This is a genomic window from Chitinophagales bacterium (genome assembly GCA_017303415.1).
In the GTDB taxonomy this organism is placed as follows: domain Bacteria; phylum Bacteroidota; class Bacteroidia; order Chitinophagales; family Chitinophagaceae; genus SpSt-398.
Genome location: JAFLBJ010000001.1, coordinates 838,764 through 857,839 on the forward strand (window position 1 = coordinate 838,764; position 19,076 = coordinate 857,839).

Annotated in this window: 15 protein-coding genes; 5 read left to right on the forward strand and 10 right to left on the reverse strand. The window is 47.1% G+C overall.

Annotation, left to right across the window (positions count from 1 at the left end):
* Positions 1–5: 5 nt before the first annotated feature.
* Both J0M30_03770 and J0M30_03775 read right to left on the reverse strand, forming a co-directional pair.
* On the reverse strand, positions 6–470 hold the full coding sequence (locus J0M30_03770) for a gliding motility lipoprotein GldH (protein ID MBN8666596.1): 465 nt from the start codon (positions 468–470) through the stop codon (positions 6–8).
* Positions 471–543: 73 nt separating this feature from the next.
* Positions 544–1,422 (reverse strand): YicC family protein, encoded by an 879-nt coding sequence (locus tag J0M30_03775; protein MBN8666597.1) that lies wholly within the window; start codon positions 1,420–1,422, stop codon positions 544–546.
* A 323-nt stretch (positions 1,423–1,745) separates the two neighbouring features.
* On the opposite strand from J0M30_03775, the gene J0M30_03780 reads away from it, so the two are divergent.
* Complete coding sequence (locus J0M30_03780; GenBank protein ID MBN8666598.1) at positions 1,746–2,687, forward strand: UDP-3-O-(3-hydroxymyristoyl)glucosamine N-acyltransferase; 942 nt, start codon at positions 1,746–1,748, stop codon at positions 2,685–2,687.
* Positions 2,688–2,697: 10 nt separating this feature from the next.
* On the opposite strand, the gene J0M30_03785 is transcribed toward J0M30_03780, so the two are convergent.
* From J0M30_03785 to pheS, 4 genes are all read right to left on the reverse strand, one after another.
* A complete protein-coding gene (locus tag J0M30_03785; protein MBN8666599.1) occupies positions 2,698–3,777 on the reverse strand; it encodes a carboxypeptidase-like regulatory domain-containing protein in 1,080 nt (359 codons plus the stop codon).
* 81 nt (positions 3,778–3,858) lie between these two features.
* Positions 3,859–4,845, reverse strand: a complete 987-nt coding sequence (locus J0M30_03790; GenBank protein MBN8666600.1) for an NAD-dependent epimerase/dehydratase family protein — start codon at positions 4,843–4,845, stop codon at positions 3,859–3,861.
* Positions 4,846–4,855: 10 nt separating this feature from the next.
* Positions 4,856–5,707, reverse strand: a complete 852-nt coding sequence (locus J0M30_03795; GenBank protein MBN8666601.1) for a 3-hydroxybutyryl-CoA dehydrogenase — start codon at positions 5,705–5,707, stop codon at positions 4,856–4,858.
* Positions 5,704–6,735: a phenylalanine--tRNA ligase subunit alpha gene (gene pheS / locus J0M30_03800; GenBank protein ID MBN8666602.1), complete on the reverse strand. Its 1,032-nt coding sequence runs from the start codon at positions 6,733–6,735 to the stop codon at positions 5,704–5,706. Before pheS ends, J0M30_03795 begins: the two co-directional genes overlap by 4 nt.
* A gap of 199 nt (positions 6,736–6,934) precedes the next feature.
* Here pheS and J0M30_03805 point away from each other — a divergent pair, with 199 nt between their 5' ends.
* Together J0M30_03805 and J0M30_03810 are read left to right on the forward strand one after the other, a co-directional pair.
* Positions 6,935–8,071: a formimidoylglutamase gene (locus J0M30_03805; protein ID MBN8666603.1), complete on the forward strand. Its 1,137-nt coding sequence runs from the start codon at positions 6,935–6,937 to the stop codon at positions 8,069–8,071.
* A gap of 109 nt (positions 8,072–8,180) precedes the next feature.
* Positions 8,181–9,224 (forward strand): Gfo/Idh/MocA family oxidoreductase, encoded by a 1,044-nt coding sequence (locus J0M30_03810; GenBank protein MBN8666604.1) that lies wholly within the window; start codon positions 8,181–8,183, stop codon positions 9,222–9,224.
* 277 nt (positions 9,225–9,501) lie between these two features.
* On the opposite strand, the gene mutL is transcribed toward J0M30_03810, so the two are convergent.
* Complete coding sequence (gene mutL / locus J0M30_03815; protein ID MBN8666605.1) at positions 9,502–11,337, reverse strand: DNA mismatch repair endonuclease MutL; 1,836 nt, start codon at positions 11,335–11,337, stop codon at positions 9,502–9,504.
* A 167-nt stretch (positions 11,338–11,504) separates the two neighbouring features.
* On the opposite strand from mutL, the gene J0M30_03820 reads away from it, so the two are divergent.
* On the forward strand, positions 11,505–14,387 hold the full coding sequence (locus J0M30_03820; protein ID MBN8666606.1) for a serine hydrolase: 2,883 nt from the start codon (positions 11,505–11,507) through the stop codon (positions 14,385–14,387).
* A gap of 3 nt (positions 14,388–14,390) precedes the next feature.
* Here the strand turns inward: J0M30_03820 and J0M30_03825 are convergent, their stop codons facing one another.
* Both J0M30_03825 and J0M30_03830 read right to left on the reverse strand, forming a co-directional pair.
* Complete coding sequence (locus J0M30_03825; GenBank protein ID MBN8666607.1) at positions 14,391–15,611, reverse strand: hypothetical protein; 1,221 nt, start codon at positions 15,609–15,611, stop codon at positions 14,391–14,393.
* Positions 15,612–15,845: 234 nt separating this feature from the next.
* Positions 15,846–16,973 (reverse strand): hypothetical protein, encoded by a 1,128-nt coding sequence (locus J0M30_03830; GenBank protein ID MBN8666608.1) that lies wholly within the window; start codon positions 16,971–16,973, stop codon positions 15,846–15,848.
* 70 nt (positions 16,974–17,043) lie between these two features.
* Here J0M30_03830 and J0M30_03835 point away from each other — a divergent pair, with 70 nt between their 5' ends.
* Entirely contained in the window at positions 17,044–17,556 is a 513-nt protein-coding gene (locus tag J0M30_03835) for a glutathione peroxidase (protein ID MBN8666609.1), read from the forward strand.
* A 112-nt stretch (positions 17,557–17,668) separates the two neighbouring features.
* Here J0M30_03835 and J0M30_03840 read toward each other — a convergent pair whose 3' ends face one another.
* Positions 17,669–19,063: a hypothetical protein gene (locus J0M30_03840; GenBank protein MBN8666610.1), complete on the reverse strand. Its 1,395-nt coding sequence runs from the start codon at positions 19,061–19,063 to the stop codon at positions 17,669–17,671.
* Between the last annotated feature and the right edge of the window lie 13 nt (positions 19,064–19,076).

Sequence of the window (19,076 nt, forward strand, 5' to 3'; positions counted from 1 at the left end):
CGGGATCATTTTGTTTTTTCCAGCCGAAGTCCTACACTCAGGATATGCTGTAAGGGGTCTTCCCGCATGATCTGTTCCAGTTCAAAGTGGTATTTCCCCGGGCGAAGACGTACAAAATTGGTTAGGGGATGGCGGTGTTCATAGATATCATCCAAACCAGAGCCTAACCATCCTTTGCTATCGGTGGCCAGGGTGATCTCAAACGGTGCTTTGCGCAGGGAGGAGTCACCCGGTGTTTGGGAGTAAAGGTTAAAAAAGATATTGCTGTAATTGTATTTATCGTTGTGCCGGATCAGGAAGAATAACTGGTATTCGGCCGTGCTGTCCGTGATCTCAAAATCAAAAACGGGTTTAAATTCACTTGACCAGGCATGCGCAGGAATGCTCACATGTTTTTCATACAGATCTACCTTTCCGCAGGAGGAAAGCAGCAGGAGGGAAACGACCAGAAAGTTAAATACTATTCGCAAGTGGGAGGGTTTTTACAAAAATAGCTAAAAGCCAGAAGCGAAAAGCGATCATCCACCAGCTCTAAGCCCTTTGTTATAATACATTCAACACCTGCTCTTTTGCCTTTTCCAGTTCATCCTTCATCAATACAACGCATTTCTGGATGGAGGAATCATAGGCTTTGGCGCCGGTGGTATTGATCTCTCGGCCGATCTCCTGGAGCACAAAAGAGAGTTTTTTCCCTTTTCCGGCATCGCCCGATTCGTTCAGGATCGAAATAAAATATTCCAGGTGGTTGCGGAGCCTGACCTGTTCTTCGCTGATATCGATCTTTTCGATATAATAGATCAGTTCCTGTTCCAGCCGGTTTTTATCAAAATTGTCCTTACCCACTTTTTCATCCATCAGTTTTTCCAGTCCTTCCCTGACCCGTTGCTGACGCAGGGGTTCAAGTTTGATGACCTCTTCCTGTTGCAGACGGATATTTTCCATGCGAAGCAGGAGGTCTTTTTCCAGGACCTTACCTTCTTCACTCCGGTGGAGGTTCAGGTTGTCTATGGCGGCCCGAATGGCTGTTTCAAATACATTCCATTCATCGCCGGTCAGTGTATCACCTGTGGGGGTTATGACCTCCGGGAGTTTGATCAGGGTACTGAGGATATGCGAAGGATCCAGTCCAAGCGTAGCGGAAAGATCTGCCAACGGTTGATAATAGGCTTTTGCCAACTCAACGTTTATACTGACGGGTTTGGCATTTCCGGTTTCCTTCAGACTGATCGTACAGTCAATACTGCCCCGGTTCAGTTCGTCGGAAAGGATCTTGCGAATGTCAAATTCAAAGGGTTTGAGAAAGGCGGGAAGTTTCAGGTTCAATTCAAACTGTTTCCCATTGAGGGATTTAATATCGATCAGGAAGGTCTTATCTCCAACGGCCCGCTCGGCCCTTCCAAATCCCGTCATAGAACGTAACATAGGCTTTGTATTCAGGTAAAGGTATTTAATGGGTCTGTCTTCGCAATAAGTTTTTGAATGGAGAAAGAATGTCTGTAAAAAAAATCTCCCCCGAAAACGGGGGAGATTAATATGTGGATGGGTTAGTAAGTACCGGGAAAATAAATTCCCGACACAATATTAATAAGAAAATTCTCTATATAGAAAAATTTTCCAAAATATTTTATTCACATTTTAAAACTAGCTGTGGAAAAGGGTAAGGTATTTTCGGTTAGATGAAAGGATAAAAAAGGAGAAGAGGGGAAGCGTAATGGCAATGTTTACCTTTGTTAAAATCTATTCAAATGAAGTTTGATCAACCAGTTTCGGTGGAGTGGATCGCGTCTTATATTGGCGCAAGTATCATTGGAGATACCAATGGGATGGCCACGGGAATGAATGAGATCCACAAGGTGGAAAAAGGAGATTTGGTTTTTGTGGATCATCCAAAGTATTATGATAAATGTATTCAATCGGCAGCGAGTTATATCATCATCAATAAGGCTATGGAATGCCCTCCCGGGAAAGCATTATTGGTAACGGAACAACCTTTTGAGGCTTATTTGCGGTTGGTGGATCATTTTCGTCCATTTAAACCTTCTCTGGTTCCTTTTGGCGTTCATTCCAGTGCGGGAGCGGATACGGTGATCATGCCAAACACCTATATCGGCGATCATGTTCTCATTGGGGAACGTTGTGTGATCCATCCCAATGTTACCATCATGGACCATTGTATCATTGGGGATGATGTGGTAATTCAATCGGGTACGGTGATCGGAAGTGATGCCTTTTACTACAATAAAAAGACGGATCGGGAGATTCACTACCGGCGCATGAAAAGTTGTGGCAGGGTGGTGATCGGGAATGGGGTGGAGATCGGTGCCGGTTGTACCATTGACCGTGGTGTAAGTGGAGACACTGTGATCGGTAATGGAACCAAGATGGATAATATGGTGCATATTGGGCATGATACGGTCATTGGTAGAAACTGTCTGTTCGCGGCACAGGTTGGTATTGCAGGTGCCACAACCATAGAGGATGAGGTCATCCTTTGGGGACAGGTAGGCGTAAGTAAAACACTTACTATCGGTAAGGGTGCCGTATTAATGGCGCAGAGTGGTGTGCCTGCCAGCCTGGATGGAGGCAAGAGTTATTTTGGGTCCCCCGCCATGGATGCCAAAGAAAAAATGAAAGAGTTGGTTTGGGTAAAACGCATCCCCGAACTCTGGAAAAAAATAATGGAATAAGTAAGGGTTATTAATCCGGTATATAGTCATATGGAAGCATATCGCCGATATTCTTCCAGCTCCAGTAACCGAAATTCACCCAGTCTCCCTGGTTGTAGTAATAACCATTTTCCGTGATGGTGATATAGTCTTTCAGATCGGCATAGGTGATCTGCACCCCCAGGCTACGGGGCAGCCTGAATTTATCGAGGTAATCATTTTCCGGAACTTTTTTGGTGTAGGTGATACTTATACGCCGGGGGAAATTAATATCTACCTCCGAGGTGCTATCGATACGGGTATAGTATTCCGGGTTGTAGGGTTGTTGTACCTGATCAAATTTGGTTTCATCTGTTTGACTCAGCAGGCCTACAATAAAACCATCTTCTTTCAGGCTGCGGTCATAATAGGCATGCATAAAATGGAGACGGCTTCCATAATAGGCGGCTTTACGGTTGGTATGCCACACTTTCATTTCAGCCCGTGACCCTTGCATTTCCTCAAAAAAACAGAAACCACGGTAGCTGTACTGGCTGTCGGGGTAGCGGTAAACAAAAGAATCGAGTTGGTACCGTAATATATAGCCCAGCGCATTGTTGACTACCACCAGGGGCTCTTCTGCCAGTATCTTGAGTTTATCGCTTCGTTTATAATAGAAAAATTTCAAGGCCTGCGGGTTCTGTAAGGTGCATTGTTTGGCAAATGGAGTAGCGCCAATAAACAGGTCGGTAAAAAAGCTTCCATATTTTTCCCATCCATCCAATACCTCATTGGAACTGCGGATCACGACTTCTTCCATGCTTTTTTCCGCTTTGACCAGGTTAACCACCAGATTGGATACCGGATCATTATCGGTTACCCGAATAGTTTGGGATTGATATCCGGTATAGGTCACTACCAGATCGTAGCCCCCCGGACGCAAACGAAGTGTAAACCCTCCTTCCATGCTGGTGCTGGTACCCTGGGTTGTATTCTGACAAAAAACGGAAGCGCCAAATAGTGGTTGTTGCGATACAGAGTCAAGTACTTTTCCGGAAACAATAAAACCGTTTTGCGCGTAGGAAGTAGTCCAGAAAAATAAAAGCAGGAGAGGAAGGGAAGCGGCTTTCATAGAATTATTGATTGTTAATTATTGATTATTAGGCACAACGAAAACAGGCTGCCATAAAGTTCAATAATTTAAACCTAATTATCAATAATGATGCCTGTATTTAACACAGGCTTTTTGAATGGATTCTTCCAATGGGGTAAAGGAAAATCCCGGCAAGGCCTTGAGTAGCTTATCGTTTTGAAAATAGGTCTTGGTTTGTGCAATACGGGCACTTTCGCGGGTCAGTACCGGACGTTCGCCAGTAAAGAAACATCGGATCCCTTCCATTCTCCACGACAAGGCACTCAGGAAAGGGGTAGCCAGTCGCGAAGGGGCTTTAACACCAAAACCAGCGGCCATGGTTTCAAATAGTTTTTTGAAGGTCCAATTTTCCGCACTTACAATAAATCGTTGTTCGGTGATATCGGATTCCATGAGTAATACAGCCGCACGGGCTACATCTTCCACATCCACAAATCCGTTGATTCCGTCGGTATACCAGGGAAAGCCTTTGTAAATTTTTTTGAAGATGGCCGAGCTGCTTTTATCCCAATCACCAAAACCCAGTATGGTACTGGGATTTAGGATCACAGCGGAAAGACCTTCACCCACGCCCCGCCATACTTCCATCTCAGCCTGTTGTTTGGATCGGGAATAATGGGTATTCAATTTACTTTCCACCCATTTCTTTTCTTCATTTACCTGGTCGCCATGTGCAGTACGTCCAAGGGCCGCTACGGAACTTATATGTACCATCCGGGGAATACCCAACTCCAGGGCCAGGTTAACCACATTGGCCGTTCCCTCACGGTTTACGAGATAAATTTTTTCTTTCCCCCCACTTTCAAAGGAAACCATGGCCGCGGAATGAATGACTGCTTCTGCCCCCTTCATGGCTTCTTCCAGCGAAGGGATATCCAATACATCTCCCTCCACCCATTCTATCTTCTCCCAAACGGAAGATTCGATATAGGAAGGCACCACGGCCCCCGGGCGACGCAAGGCACGAACAGTATGGCCCCGGCCTACCAATTCCCGGGCAATATAGGCCCCTAAAAATCCGGTAGCGCCTGTAAGGGTGATCTTCATTTATGCGCGATTATGTTTTTTGCCAATCATAATATCCCTTGCCTGACTTTTTCCCCCATTCTCCTTTATCTACTTTTTCTTTCTGAAGGTAAGATGGTTTTAATCGTTCGGGTTGGCCCAATTGTTCGTAGACCGATACGCTTACGGCGTAATTGACATCATTCCCGATCAGGTCCATCAATCGGAAAGGGCCCATGCGAAACCCGGCATTTTCCAGCAGTTGATCAATCGTTGCCAGATCCGCTTTTCCTTCTTCTGCCATTCGGAGTGATTCAATATAAAAAGGTCTGGCTACACGGTTGACAATAAAACCCGGAGAATCCTTGCATACCACCGGGATCTTCCCTGTTTCGGTACAAAGATTTTGCAGCGCGAGAATGACAGCAGGGTCACTATAGGGAGTGGTAACGATCTCCACCAGTTTCATGAGCGGGGCCGGGTTAAAGAAATGCAATCCGGCCACACGTTCGGGGTTTGGTATTTGACCCGCCAGGGCTTCAATAGACAGAGAAGAAGTATTACTGGCAAAGATCGTATCTGGTTTATTCCATTTCGACAGCGAATGAAATAATGATGTTTTTGCCTCCGGCTTCTCAATAATGGCTTCGATGATCAGTGGCGCGATACAATCTTCGTGTCGGGTGGTAAAACGGATACGGGCAAGGGTGGCCTCTTTTTCTGCCGGGTCTATCTTTCCTTTTTCTATGCCTTTGTCCAGGTCTTTTTCGATCCATACCCGGGCCCGGTCAATAAAGCGCTGTTCCAGGTCAAAAAGAATCACGGAGCGGCCATGCAGGGCAAAATGCTGGGCGATTCCGCTGCCCATGGTTCCGGCCCCGCAAACGCATATCGTTCCGATCATGTGGCGCTGGTGAATTGTTTTAGAAAACGCAGATCGTTTTCACTGAATAGACGCAGGTCATTTACCCCGTATAGCAGCATGGCAGGTCTTTCGATACCCATACCAAAGGCAAAACCTGTGTATTTATTGCTGTCAATGCCACAGTTATCCAACACATTGGGATGAACCATGCCACATCCAAGTATCTCTACCCAGCCGGTATATTTACATACCCGGCAACCTTTACTATTACAAATGAAGCAACTTACATCCATTTCGGCACTGGGTTCGGTAAAGGGGAAATAGGAGGGGCGAAAACGCACTTTCACATCCTTGCCATACATTTCCTTTACAAAAAAGTACAGGGTTTGCTTCAGATCGGCAAAGCTTACCTGCTCGTCAATGTACAACCCTTCCACCTGGTGGAAGAAGCAATGCGCCCGCGCACTTACGGTCTCATTCCGGTAAACGCGTCCCGGACATACGATACGGATCGGGAGTTTTCCCTTTTCCATTTCCCGTATCTGTACATTGCTGGTATGCGTTCGCAACAGCCAGTCGGGGTTTTGAAGTACATAGAATGTATCCTGCATATCCCTCGCCGGATGGTGTTCGGGAAGGTTAAGGGCGGTGAAGTTGTGCCAGTCATCCTCGATCTCCGGACCAGTGGCAACGGAAAACCCCAGTCGTTGAAAGATCGAAACGATCCGGTTACGAACCAGACTGATGGGATGGCGGGTACCTACGGTAATGGGGTCACCGGGTAAACTCATGTCAATCGATGGACCAGCCTGCAGAGCAGCACCATTCAGCGAACTTTGGAGTTCTTCAAAACGGCCTTCTACAAATAGTTTGAAATCATTCAATACCTGGCCAAATTCCTTTTTCTTTTCCGCCGGCACTTGTTTCATTTCTCCCATGGTGGCCTTAACGATCCCCTTTGTGCCCAGCCATTTGATCCGGAATTCTTCCAGCACCTTCGGATCGGTTGTGGAAAAGGCGGCTACTTCTGCTTTGTAAGAGGCTATTTGGTGGAGTAGGGTGTCCATAGGTGCAAATATAACCAGGATTATTTTGTCGGGTTTCTCAGGTCAAAAATTCAGGGATTTATACCGGATTATTTTGTGCGTTTTTTTACAGGGGAAACAGGAATTGAGGTATTGACTCAGGAAATCCTGTCAATCCTTTCATCCTTGAATTTTTGACCTGAGAATCTCTGCAATGGAATCCTGGTCTATATTTGTGATTATGTCAGACTTCCTCAACATCTCCGACTTCCTCCTCCCCATCAACCGATTTGAATTATCGTATGACCTGGGGTATAAAGATGGGCAGATAGGGAGTGTTATTAAGGTGTATGAAGAGGAGTTTCCCGATCTGGATGAAGCCGATCTGGTGCTCATTGGGTGCGGAGAACAAAGGGGAAACGGGATGCACATGGCCTATAGCTCTGCCCCGGATAGCATACGCCGCCAATTCTACGCGCAGTATTTCTGGCATACCGATATCCGGCTGGCAGATATCGGCAACCTGAAGAAAGGAGCCAACCTTCCAGATACCTATGCCGCCTTGAAGACGGTGATCAACGAATTGATCAATGAAGGAAAAACCGTGATCATCCTGGGCGGCTCACACGATCTGACCCTTGCCCAGTACCATGCCTATGGGCAGAATAAAAAGATCGTGGAAGCCACCTGCGTGGATGCCCTGATCGACCTGAACCTGGAATCGGATTTTCGCTGTGATAACTTCCTGATGGAAATGCTCACCGGCGAACCCAATTATATCCGCCATTATAACCATATCGGTTTTCAAAGTTATTATATCCATCCGCGGGTATTGGAGACGATGGACAAATTACGTTTTGATTGTTACCGGGTCGGACATGTAAAGGAAAGCATTGAAGAAATGGAGCCCGTTCTTCGCAACTCCCAACTTTTTAGCTTTGATATTTCTGCTATTGCCCATGCCTTTGCCCCGGCAAATGTGGATTCACCCAATGGATTCAATGGCGAAGACGCCTGTACCCTTATGCGCTATGCAGGCATGAGCCCACAGGTGAATACGGTAGGTATTTATGGCTATGATCCCGATCGTGATCAACATGACCTGACGGCCAAACAGATCGCACAGATGATCTGGTACCTGATGGACGGACGCGGACGGGGAAAAAGAGAAGCCAAACTGGATGAAAAGGATTCATTCAATGAATACCATATGGCCTTTGCCGAGGTAGAGACCATTTTTCTGCAAAGTAAAAAGACCGGACGCTGGTGGATGCAATTACCCGATAAACAATTCATCGCCTGCAGTTATAAAGATTATCTCCTCGCCAGCAGTAATGAAATACCGGAGCGGTGGTTGCGGGCGCAGGAGAGGTCGTGAGACGTGAGACGTGAGACGTGATTTTTGGGGATGTAAAATTAAAATATTTTAGACCAACGTAAATTTCATGACTGACGCCTCACGCCTCAAGACTAACTAAAACAAAACTATGACCCCCATCTCCACCGGCATCGCCTCCTACGGAATGAGTGGAAAACTCTTTCATGCTCCCTTTATTGATGTACACCCTGGATTTGAGCTGAGCGGTATTGTTGAGCGGAATCGGACGGATTCACGGGCGAGATATCCGGATTCGAAGTTGTTTCGCTCTTTTGAAGAACTGCTGGCGGATGATCATATAGAGTTGGTCATTGTGAATACACCCACACTTACCCATTTTGACTATACAAAAGCGGCGCTGCTGGCAGGAAAGAAAGTGATCGTGGAAAAGCCATTTACCGTTGAGTTAAAAGAAGCAGAAGAACTGGCCGAGTTAGCGGAGAAGAAAGGATTATTTCTTTGTGTGTACCAGAACCGTCGTTATGATGGCGACTATTTAAGCGTAAAGAATGTGGTGGAGAAAAAGTTGTTGGGTGACCTGCGCGAAGTAGAGATCCGGTATGACCGGTACCGCCCCCATGCCGCTGGTAAACCTCATAAGGAAGGGGAACTTCCCGGGGCAGGGATTATTTACGATCTGGGTCCTCACCTTATTGACCAGGCTTTGCAATTATTTGGCTGGCCCAAAGCGGTCTTTGCCGATATCTGGCGTATGCGCCCCGATGTTCAGGCAACAGATTATTTTGAAATACTATTCTACTACACCGATTTCAGGGTTCGGTTAAAAGCTACCTGTATCGCCCGCGAACCATTTCCGGCCTATAGCCTGCATGGCATGAAAGGAAGTTTTTTCCAGGAACGTTCAGACCAACAGGAACAAAAATTATTGGCCGAAGTGCGGCCTTCTTTTGAGAATTGGTGTGGGGACCTGACACAACCAGATGGTTTATTGCACACCGAGATTGATGGGCAGGTAACAAGACAACAAACCATATCCCAACCCGGGAATTACATGTACTATTTTGATGATGTCTATAAAGCCTTAACCGGTCAGGGTCCCAATCCTGTACCAGCAGCAGATGGTGTAAAGACTATCCGAATCATTGATGCAGCCTGGAGGAGTTCGAAGGAAGGAAGGGGGGTGGAGGTTTGATGTTGGATTTGGATGACTGATGACAGATGACGGATGACGGATGACAGATGGCGGAGGCTTGCTGTGCGAGACCTCTGGTCTCGCACGATTCTCCCGTCGCCTCTGGCGACAGTTTTAATATCATAATTTAAATGAAAATGCTGTTATTCGCGTCGCCAGAGGCGACAAGATAAAAGTGCGAGACCAGAGGTCTCGCACAGCAAGCCTCCGCCATCTGTCATCCGTCATCCGTCATCTGTCATCAGTCATCCAAATCCAACATCCGTCCTCCAACAACCTACTTCCTAAACATCCTCTCCAATCCATCTTCCGTAAATTCCAGGAAAACCGGGTTGCCATCGGGAGTGGCATTGGGTTGTTGGCAGGCAAAGAGATCGGTGAGGAGTATGCGCATTTCGCGCTGGGTAAGACGCGTGCCGGGCCGGACGGATTGTTGACGGGCGAGGGAACGTATCAGTTTTTCCCTTTTTGAGAATTTAAGATCGCTGCTGAAATGCTTGTATTGTTCCAGCATAAAATCGATCACCACCTTTTCATTTCCCTGTTCCACATCAGCGGGGGTTCCCTGGATCACAAAACTATTTTTTCCAAAAGGCTCAATGCTATAACCGAGTACCAGCAGGTCGGGGATCAACTCCTGGAGAATGACCGCATCGGCCGGTGAAAGGTCGAGGGTGATGGGGAAGAGACTTCGCTGGGTGGCCATTGGTTTGCCCTCAGCCGCCGCAATCATTTTTTCATACAATACCCGCTCATGGGCCGACTGTTGGTGGATCAGTTTAAAACTGTTTCCAATCGGTAGCAGGATATAGGTATTCAGGAGTTGGGTCAACTCCGTATCTTCTGATAAAGCGATGTTGGCCAGGCTTGGGATGGCGGATTCTGTGGACTGAGTGGTTTTGGTTGGATCAAACTCTTTTTCAGTTGAACCCGCATAATCCGACCAGCTACCCAGATCACTTCTGGGGCTTTTTTCTATAAAATGCGCCTGGTGCTTTTGCGTAAAACCTTTGTACAGGGAAGAGGAAACCGCCTGTGATTTTTTATCATCGGTAAACGGTTGTTGTACAGATGACAATTGCTGGATGGAGGCATCGAGGTCAAAATCCAGTGTGGGTGTTACACTAAATTGGGCGAGTGCGTGTTTAATGGCTGCCTGTACAAACGCGTACACGATCTTTTCATCTTCAAATTTGATCTCCTGTTTGGTGGGGTGTACGTTCACATCTACCTGCTCCGGATCCAGATCAATAAAAAGCACATAGGCCGGAAAGCTGTCTGCCGGGATCATTTCCTGAAAGGCACTCATCACGGCATGGTGGAGATAGGGGCTTTTAATAAAACGGCTATTGACAAAAAAGTATTGATCACCCCGGGTCTTCTTGGCGGTCTCGGGTTTTCCTACAAATCCATAAATATTCAGATAATCCGTTTCTTCCTTTACCGTCACCAGTTTAGCGGCGTAGTTATTTCCCAGCAGTTGAACAATGCGTTGCTTGGGGCTACCGCCATCAAGGTGGAAGAGCTGCTGTCCATTACTGCTCAGGGAAAAGAAGATTTCCGGAAAGGCCATGGCCACCCGCGTGAATTCATCCAGGATATGGCGTAATTCAGCGGCATTGCTTTTCAAAAAATTCCGACGGGCGGGAACATTGAAGAAAAGATTCTTCATGGCTATACTGGTGCCGGCCTGGCAGGCCACGGGTTCCTGCTTTTTTACCACACTGTTTTCAACTTCGAGATAGGTGCCGGTGCTGTCTTCCACCCTTTTCGTTTTCAGTTCAACTTGTGCCACCGCCGCAATGGATGCCAGGGCTTCGCCCCGGAACCCCATGGTCCGAATCCGAAACAGATCTTCGATCTGACGGATTTTGGAAGTTGCATGCCGTTCAAAACACATCCGGGCATCGGTCTCACTCATGCCTTTGCCATTATCCACTACCTGAACAAGCGATTTGCCCGCATCGTTGATGAATAATTTGATCTCCGTGGCACCGGAATCCACCGCATTTTCCAATAGCTCCTTTACCGCGCTGGCAGGCCGTTGAATGACCTCGCCGGCGGCGATCTGGTTGGCTATGTTATCGGGGAGAAGTTGTATGATATCAGACACCGGGCAAAGGTATTATTAAAAATCGTGAATCGTGAGGCGTGAGTTTTGTGAGGCGTGAGTTTCGTGAGGCGTGAGTTTCGTAAGGCGTGAGTTTCGTGAGAGGTGAGACGTGAGGGGGTGAATGGTGAATAGTGAATAGTGAATGGGAATGCTGTAAATTTACAGGTATGCGAGCCAAGTATTTTTTAGTTTTATTCTTTATGGCCGGAACTGCCCAGGCCCAATTTTCTTCCCGCCTTACAGAATCAGAATGGGTAGATAGTGTGTTCAATTCACTGAATAAAGATCAAAAGATCGCGCAATTGATGATCATCCGTGCGCATTCTGACAAAGGGGATGAATATGCGGAAAAGGTGGCGGCCATTATTCGCCAGTACAATGTGGGCGGGCTCTGTTTCTTTCAGGGAGGCCCGGTACGGCAGGCCAATTATACCAACTACTATCAATCCATAGCCCAAACACCCCTGATGGTGACCATTGATGGCGAATGGGGCGTTGGTATGCGGTTGGATAGTGTTATAAAATTTCCTTATCAACTCACCTTGGGAGCACTATCCGATACCACGCTGGTGTACCAGATGGGACTTGCTGTAGGAGAACAATGTAAGCGCCTGGGGATACATGTCAACTATGCGCCCGTAGTGGATATCAATAATAACCCCAATAACCCCGTGATCGGATATCGTTCTTTTGGCGAAGACAAATACAAGGTAGCCCGACTTGGTGTGGCTTACATGCGGGGTATGCAGGATGCCGGTATCATGGCCTGTGCCAAGCATTTTCCCGGTCATGGTGATGTGGATGTTGATTCACACTATGATCTTCCGATCGTCAACAAGACCCGGAGCCAATTGGATTCCATGGAGCTGATGCCCTTTAAAGCCTTATTGGATGCGGGAGTAGGAAGCGTCATGGTCGCACACCTTTCCATCCCCTCTTTAGATGCTTCTCCCAATGTGGCCACCTCTATTTCAGCCCCGGCAGTGAATGGATTATTGAGAAAAGAATTGGGTTTTGCCGGACTCACCTTTACCGATGCCCTGGAAATGAAGGGTGTGGCAAAATATTTTCCCGGAGGTACAATCGCCGTCGAAGCCCTGGTGGCCGGTAATGATATGCTTTGTTTACCGGAGGATGTCCCCGAAGCGATCAAGGCTATCAAAGCCGCGATCAGACAAAAAAGATTGACCTGGGCCATCCTGGATGAAAAAGTAAAAAAGGCCCTTCGGGCCAAATATCAATTGGGGTTACCCAATCAAACCTTGATCGATACACGAAACCTGACCGAGGACCTGAATAAACAAACAGATAAGATCCGCGATGCCGTTGCACGCGCCACAATCACTTTAGTACGCTCAGAAACCGGGATATTACCCGTGCTACGCGATAAGAAAGTAGCTTTTGTCGGGATCGGCCTGAATAACCTGAATGTGTTTGGCACGCGTATCCAATTGGATCATCAGGCAGATACTTATTTATTTTCCTATAAGGAATCGGCAGACAAAGCGAATGAGATACTGGCCTCGCTTCAAAAAGGTCTCTACCAGGAAGTCGTGATCGGGGTTCATGGATTATCACTTCGACCGGCCAATCAATATAATATTTCCGGTGCGGCACTGGATTTATTTCGCCAGTTGCAGGCTTTTCCTTCCGTTACACTGGTGTTTGGCAATGTGCTTTCGCTTTCCTATTTCGCTGATGCTAAAAACCTGGTTGCCTGCTATCAGGATGATGATATAACAGCCAATGCGGCTGCTGATCTATTAAAAGGACGCATTACCCCTCAGGGAGTATTGCCTGTTTCCGTGGCCGGAAAGAAATTTGGCGAAGGCATCATTTATCATAAACAAACCAGCTCCCTGCATACACGCCCCCTGCCAGGCCTGGAGACCATCGACTCCATTGTGAACGATGCCATCGCACGAAAAGCCTTTCCGGGTTGTGTGATCCTTGCGGCCAAAGACGGGGCCATTGTTTACCAGAAAGCCTTTGGCCAGATCAGTTATCAGGGTGAAAGGAACATGGACATCAATGATATCTTTGACCTGGCCTCGGTTACCAAAGTAAGCGCCACCACGCTCGCCGTCATGAAATTGTATGATCAGGGTAAACTGGACCTGGATAAAACCCTGGGTGATTATCTGAAGATTGTAAAGGGAACAGATAAAGCAAATCTCAAATTGCGGGATGTTTTGCTGCACCGGGCTGGACTCGTACCCTTTATTGCTTTTTATAAAGAAGTCATCGATACGAGTACAGGGATACCTTCTTCTGTTTATTTTTCCCGGGAAAGAACCGGCGCATATACCATACGCGTAGCCGAAAACCTGTACATGCGCCAGGATTATCAGGATACCATGTTCCAACGGATATTGAAAAGTCCCTTGGGTACCCGGGGTAAATATGTGTACAGCGATAATGATTTTATCTTTTTGGGAAAAGTAGTGGAAGCTATTTCGGGTAAACCCCTGGATGTATATGTGCGCCAGGAATTTTATGAAAAAATGGGACTGCTGTCCTTAGGGTTCAAACCCCGGGAGAAGTACCCGCTTGATCAGATCATTCCGACCGAGACGGAACTTCATTTCCGAAATCAGGCGATAAGGGGTGATGTGCATGATGAAGGCGCTTCGATGTTTGGAGGAGTGGCCGGACATGCCGGACTTTTCTCAGATGCCTATGACCTCGGCACCCTGTATCAAATGCTGCTCAATGGAGGTGTGTTAAATGGAAAAAGATATCTCTCCGAAGAAACGATAAAACTCTTTACGGCCTATGGCTCCAGCGATTCCAGAAGGGGATTGGGGTTTGATAAACCGGAAAGGGAGCTAAAGAAAGGACAGGAGCCGTACCCAAGTGTATTGGCCTCGCCGGCTACATTTGGTCATACCGGGTTTACCGGTACTTGTGTATGGGTGGATCCAGAAAAAAAGATGGTGTATGTTTTTCTGTCCAATCGTGTTAACCCCACAAGGAATAATCGGGTACTGCTTGACCTGAATGTACGAGGTAAAGTGCAGGACGCCTTGTTTGAGGTGTTTAACCGCTAAGACTTAACTTCCCTGTTTACGATTATTACCACCCGTATTACCTCCCGGGCGACGATTTCTATTCTGCCCCTGGTTGGGGTTTCTGTTTGCACCACTACCGCCCTGGTGTGGTTTACGGGGTTGCTGTTGTTGTTGCTGGGATGATTGTTGATTTCCGCCACCACCTTGTTGGGGTCTGCGGGGTTGTTGCTGTTGTTTGTGCCGGCGTTTACGGTCCGCTTTTTCCAGGCTGCGCAAACTGATCTGGCCCACCACATCCACAAATTCAGGTTCTACTTCTTTTGGTTTGGATGATGTGACTTCCACCGCTTCAAGTTCATCGGGAATAATGCCCTGTCTGTTGAGCGATTTAATCTTTACCGCTCTTTCGATGGGAACCGGATATTGTTTACTGCTATCGGGCAGCATATACCACATCAGGTTCTTGAAAATATCTTTTTTGATCAGGTTGGCATTGCCTTTGGCTACCTGGATCGTATCGCAATCGTTGGGGAAACCCTGGAGGGCATCCAGATAGGTATCGAGTTCGTAATTGAGACAACATTTCAACCGTCCGCACTGACCGGATAATTTGGTCTGGTTGATGGACAGGTTTTGGTAACGTGCCGCGGCGGTATTCACCGATTTGAAATCAGTAAGCCAGGTACTGCAGCAGAGTTCGCGGCCGCAACTACCGATCCCACCCACTTTGGAACTTTCCTGGCGGGCACCGATCTGGCGCATTTCCACTTTTACCTTGAATTCCGAAGCATAAACTTTGATCAACTCCCGGAAATCCACACGCCCATCGGCGATATAGAAAAAGGTAGCCTTGCGTCCATCAGCCTGTATCTCCACTTCACTGATCTTCATGTCCAGCTTCAACTGCCGGGTAATGGCCCGGGCGCGGATCAGGGCTTCTTTTTCGCGTGATTTGGTATGTCTCCAGGTATCTATATCCCGTTCGCTCGATGGCCTCAGGACCTTTTTGATCTCTTCGCTTTGTTCTTTTACCCCGCGTTTCTTCATTTGCAGGCGTACCACTTCTCCGGTCAGGGACACTTCGCCTACATCAAAACCACTTACCCCCTCCACGGTAATAAAATCGCCTTTTTCAAATAAATGCAAGGTGGTATTGCGGAAAAAATCTTTCCGGCTACCATTATTGAAGCTCACCTCTATGATGCGGCAATAGCTGTCCTGATCTACCATAGGCAGATTAATCAGCCAGTCGTAGGCATTCATCCGGTTGCAACTACCTGTGCTGCAACCACCATTGCTCTTACATCCTTTAGGGGAACAGTTTCCGCAACCCATTCAGCCAGATAAAAATTATTTTTAATAATAGATTGGAATGGGAGGAGACGCCTGCTGTGGTAATATTTATATTGATTCGCAGAGAAAACAAGGAATCAGCCACTTACACAAAACCTCACCGCCCAATCCTGACCCTCCTTTCCGCACATGCCATTTCCGGGGTCAATGATTCAAAAATACAATTTTGTCCTGAATGATATGGTAAAGTTTGATCGTAAGGGCATGAAAGAGCATTTTCGCATTAGCATTTCTTTCTATATAATAACTGGCCTTATCCAATTCCTCCACCAGGGCCTGTTGTTGTTCCAGGCTGGCTATTTTATTGAGGCGGTGGGCAAAATCCAGTTCTTTTTCGGGCAGGGGGAGCTGTCCCATTATCCGGAGCCGTATGGCCTGCTGGAGCAGGTGGTTGAAATACCGTAGGAATTGCTTCTGTTTTTCCCGTCCAAGCCTGCTTACCTCCTCCACCCATTTGGTCTGGGCAACGGGTCCGGTTTTCAGGGTGGCATTCAGCCAATCGCGGAGCAGGGACTGCCAGTCTTCTTCGGCATGCTGGAGCAATTGGAGCGCTTCGCGGTAGTTACCCTCGCTTATACCCGCCGTCTGGTGTGCCAGTTCAGGTGCGGTCTTGTTTCTTTCGATCAGGGCTGAAGCGATTTCCTGGTCAGTCAGTGCAGGGATCTTTATTAATTGGCAACGCGACAGGATGGTGGGCAGAATGAGCGACTCATTTTCGGCCACCAATATAAATAGTGTATCAGGTGGTGGCTCCTCGATCAGCTTGAGTAATTTGTTTCCTTCATTGCCCAGGTATTCGGGCATCCACATGACAAGTACTTTGTAGTCGCTTTCAAAACTCTTGAGACTTAGCTTGCGGAGGATATCATTACACTCTGCGGCCGTGATATTGCCTTGTTTATTTTCTGCCCCAATAAACTGAAGCCAGTCAAATACATTTCCGTAAGGATATGATTTGAAGAACTCCCTCCATTCTGTGATATAATCCGTGCTCAGCGGAGGGGTGCCAGATTTTTTTGTTACAACAGGATAGGCATAGTGAATATCGGGATGAACCAGTTGTTGAACCTTGGTACAGGCCGGGCAGGTGCCACAGGCATCTTCACCTTTTTGCGTACAAACCAGGTATTGGGCAAGGGCATAGGCCAGTCCTAAGGCACCATTTCCCTCTTTTCCCAAAAACAACAAGGCATGGCTAAGCCTGTTCTGGGTAATGAGTTCTCTGAGGTCATTCTTCACGGCTTCCTGGCCTATAACATCGCGAAAGGACATGCAGCGAAATTAGGGGATTACCCCCTAAACTTATTTAAGTTAACTTTGTTCTTCACGAAAACACACGATCATGAAAACGCTTCTTCTCGCCATTACCCTGTTCTTTGTCGCCACCTCCGTATATGATTTCAAAGTTCCCGGCCTCGAAGGCGGCGAGATCGATCTTTCCAAATACAAGGGCAAAAAGATCCTGATCGTGAATACCGCCTCTAAATGCGGGTACACCTACCAATATGAGGGACTGGAAAAACTCTATACTACTTACAAGGATAAACTGGTGATCATTGGATTTCCCGCCAATAATTTCAGACAGCAAGAGCCGGGTACCAATGACGAGATCGCTGAATTCTGCAAAAAGAATTATGGAGTTAGCTTCCCAATGGCGGAGAAGGTTTCAGTAAAAGGCGATGATATTCATCCGCTCTTTAAATACCTCGTGGCCGAAGCAGAAGCTAAGGGTATTACTGACCCCATCAAATGGAATTTTACCAAATTTCTGGTTGATGAAAAAGGAAAACTGATCACGGTGTTTTCCTCGAAAGTGGAGCCAATGAGTGATGAGGTGACGAAGTATTTGAACTAGGGACGTGAGACGTGAATCGTGAGACGTGAGGCGTCAGTAGTAAGGGGCGAAATAAGTTGTAAGTTTCCTACTCACGATTCACGTCTCACGTCTCCCACATCTCCCGCCTCCACTACTGCCTTTCATAGCACCCCAGATCAGGTAATCCTACGGGACGCGGCTTTCCATCGAGATCAATGGAAACGGAGCTGTTGACTCCGGCATTCAAAACCGGTGAGTTGTCCCTTAACCTGAAATTGTAGTAATGCTTACTGGTGTTGATACTATCAAATGCGGGTGGTAGATTATTGAGATTGGAAATGGAATTTATCCCCGATGGTTCCTGCGACTGTTTCCACAGATTATGATCAAAGGTCACATTGAATGGATCGGAGCCCACTTTAAGCACGGTCACTTCATTTTCAACAATACCATTTTCCCCCCAAAAGATGCAGTTGCGGAAGGTAGCAGTCAGGTTGGCTGTCACCGGAATATTATTTGCGGACACATAGTTGGTAAGTAGCAAAACAGGGTCCTTGTGAACCAGGTAGGTATTTGAATAACTGGCAACTGTGCAATGTTCAAAAAGATAGACACCGCCTTTGACCAACATCAGGTTCTTACCACAGTTGCTGATCAGGCAATTTCGGGCATTGATGGCACTATTGAATGAAAGGATGCCGGCATCGTAGGCGTTTTCAATGATACATTCCAGCAAGGTGAGCTTGGGATTGGCATTGATGGAGGGGTCCTGAACCGCTATGGCCTGGTAGGCATTTTTGATAACTGCAAATTGAAGAAAGTTATCATGACTGGTGGGGGTAAAGAAGATCCCGGGCCAGGAAGCCGGAAAATCGGCATAAGGCAGGTCTAACCTGTCTCCCTGAAAGTATACCCTGTCAATACTATCCTTTTCGCCATTGACCTGTAAACGTCCATTAATTATGAGTGGTGCATCAGCATGTACATATACGCGACACCCTTTTTCAATTTGGAGATGACCTGAAGTGGCCACTTCCAATGAACCCAGGATCACATAGGGAAGGTCATTGGTCCAGGTTTCGTTTCCCGAAATAACCTTATCCCGGAAAAAATGGGCATTCTGCCCCCATGCCTCCAGTTGAACAAATTGTTCGTTGCCATTATATGCAATGCGTACACTATCGCGTACAACAAAAGGAAGTATATCGGTGCTGGGGTCAATGCGGAGATTGACATATACATAGGAACTGTCATTCGGCGCCAGCTCCAGGTCCTGTATTTCCGGTCCGGGTGTACCATCGGCATTGATGTGATATACGGAACCTGCTCCACCCATGATACGGATGGAGGAGATCAATAATTTTTGGTCATTGTCGTTCCGAACCTTGAAATATTGGGTAACCGAACCAGCCGTTGTAAATACTGTATCAAAGTGCAGGGTATCTGCGCTTATCGTAACCCGCGCATCCGGGCTGGTGATAAAGCTATCCTTCCGGCAGGAAAAGAAGATAAGGAGAAATAAGGGAAGCGGAAGGAGTTTGCGCATGGGTCAAAATTAA

What these genes read in the sequence shown, in the direction of transcription:
- J0M30_03775 (MBN8666597.1), bottom strand. Translation starts at nt 1,422, where the DNA reads ATGTTACGTTCTATGACGGGATTTGGAAGGGCCGAGCGGGCCGTTGGA.
- J0M30_03780 (MBN8666598.1), top strand. Translation starts at nt 1,746, where the DNA reads ATGAAGTTTGATCAACCAGTTTCGGTGGAGTGGATCGCGTCTTATATT.
- J0M30_03785 (MBN8666599.1), bottom strand. Translation starts at nt 3,777, where the DNA reads ATGAAAGCCGCTTCCCTTCCTCTCCTGCTTTTATTTTTCTGGACTACT.
- J0M30_03790 (MBN8666600.1), bottom strand. Translation starts at nt 4,845, where the DNA reads ATGAAGATCACCCTTACAGGCGCTACCGGATTTTTAGGGGCCTATATT.
- J0M30_03795 (MBN8666601.1), bottom strand. Translation starts at nt 5,707, where the DNA reads ATGATCGGAACGATATGCGTTTGCGGGGCCGGAACCATGGGCAGCGGA.
- pheS (MBN8666602.1), bottom strand. Translation starts at nt 6,735, where the DNA reads ATGGACACCCTACTCCACCAAATAGCCTCTTACAAAGCAGAAGTAGCC.
- J0M30_03805 (MBN8666603.1), top strand. Translation starts at nt 6,935, where the DNA reads ATGTCAGACTTCCTCAACATCTCCGACTTCCTCCTCCCCATCAACCGA.
- J0M30_03810 (MBN8666604.1), top strand. Translation starts at nt 8,181, where the DNA reads ATGACCCCCATCTCCACCGGCATCGCCTCCTACGGAATGAGTGGAAAA.
- J0M30_03820 (MBN8666606.1), top strand. Translation starts at nt 11,505, where the DNA reads ATGCGAGCCAAGTATTTTTTAGTTTTATTCTTTATGGCCGGAACTGCC.
- J0M30_03825 (MBN8666607.1), bottom strand. Translation starts at nt 15,611, where the DNA reads ATGAATGCCTACGACTGGCTGATTAATCTGCCTATGGTAGATCAGGAC.
- J0M30_03830 (MBN8666608.1), bottom strand. Translation starts at nt 16,973, where the DNA reads ATGTCCTTTCGCGATGTTATAGGCCAGGAAGCCGTGAAGAATGACCTC.
- J0M30_03835 (MBN8666609.1), top strand. Translation starts at nt 17,044, where the DNA reads ATGAAAACGCTTCTTCTCGCCATTACCCTGTTCTTTGTCGCCACCTCC.
- J0M30_03840 (MBN8666610.1), bottom strand. Translation starts at nt 19,063, where the DNA reads ATGCGCAAACTCCTTCCGCTTCCCTTATTTCTCCTTATCTTCTTTTCC.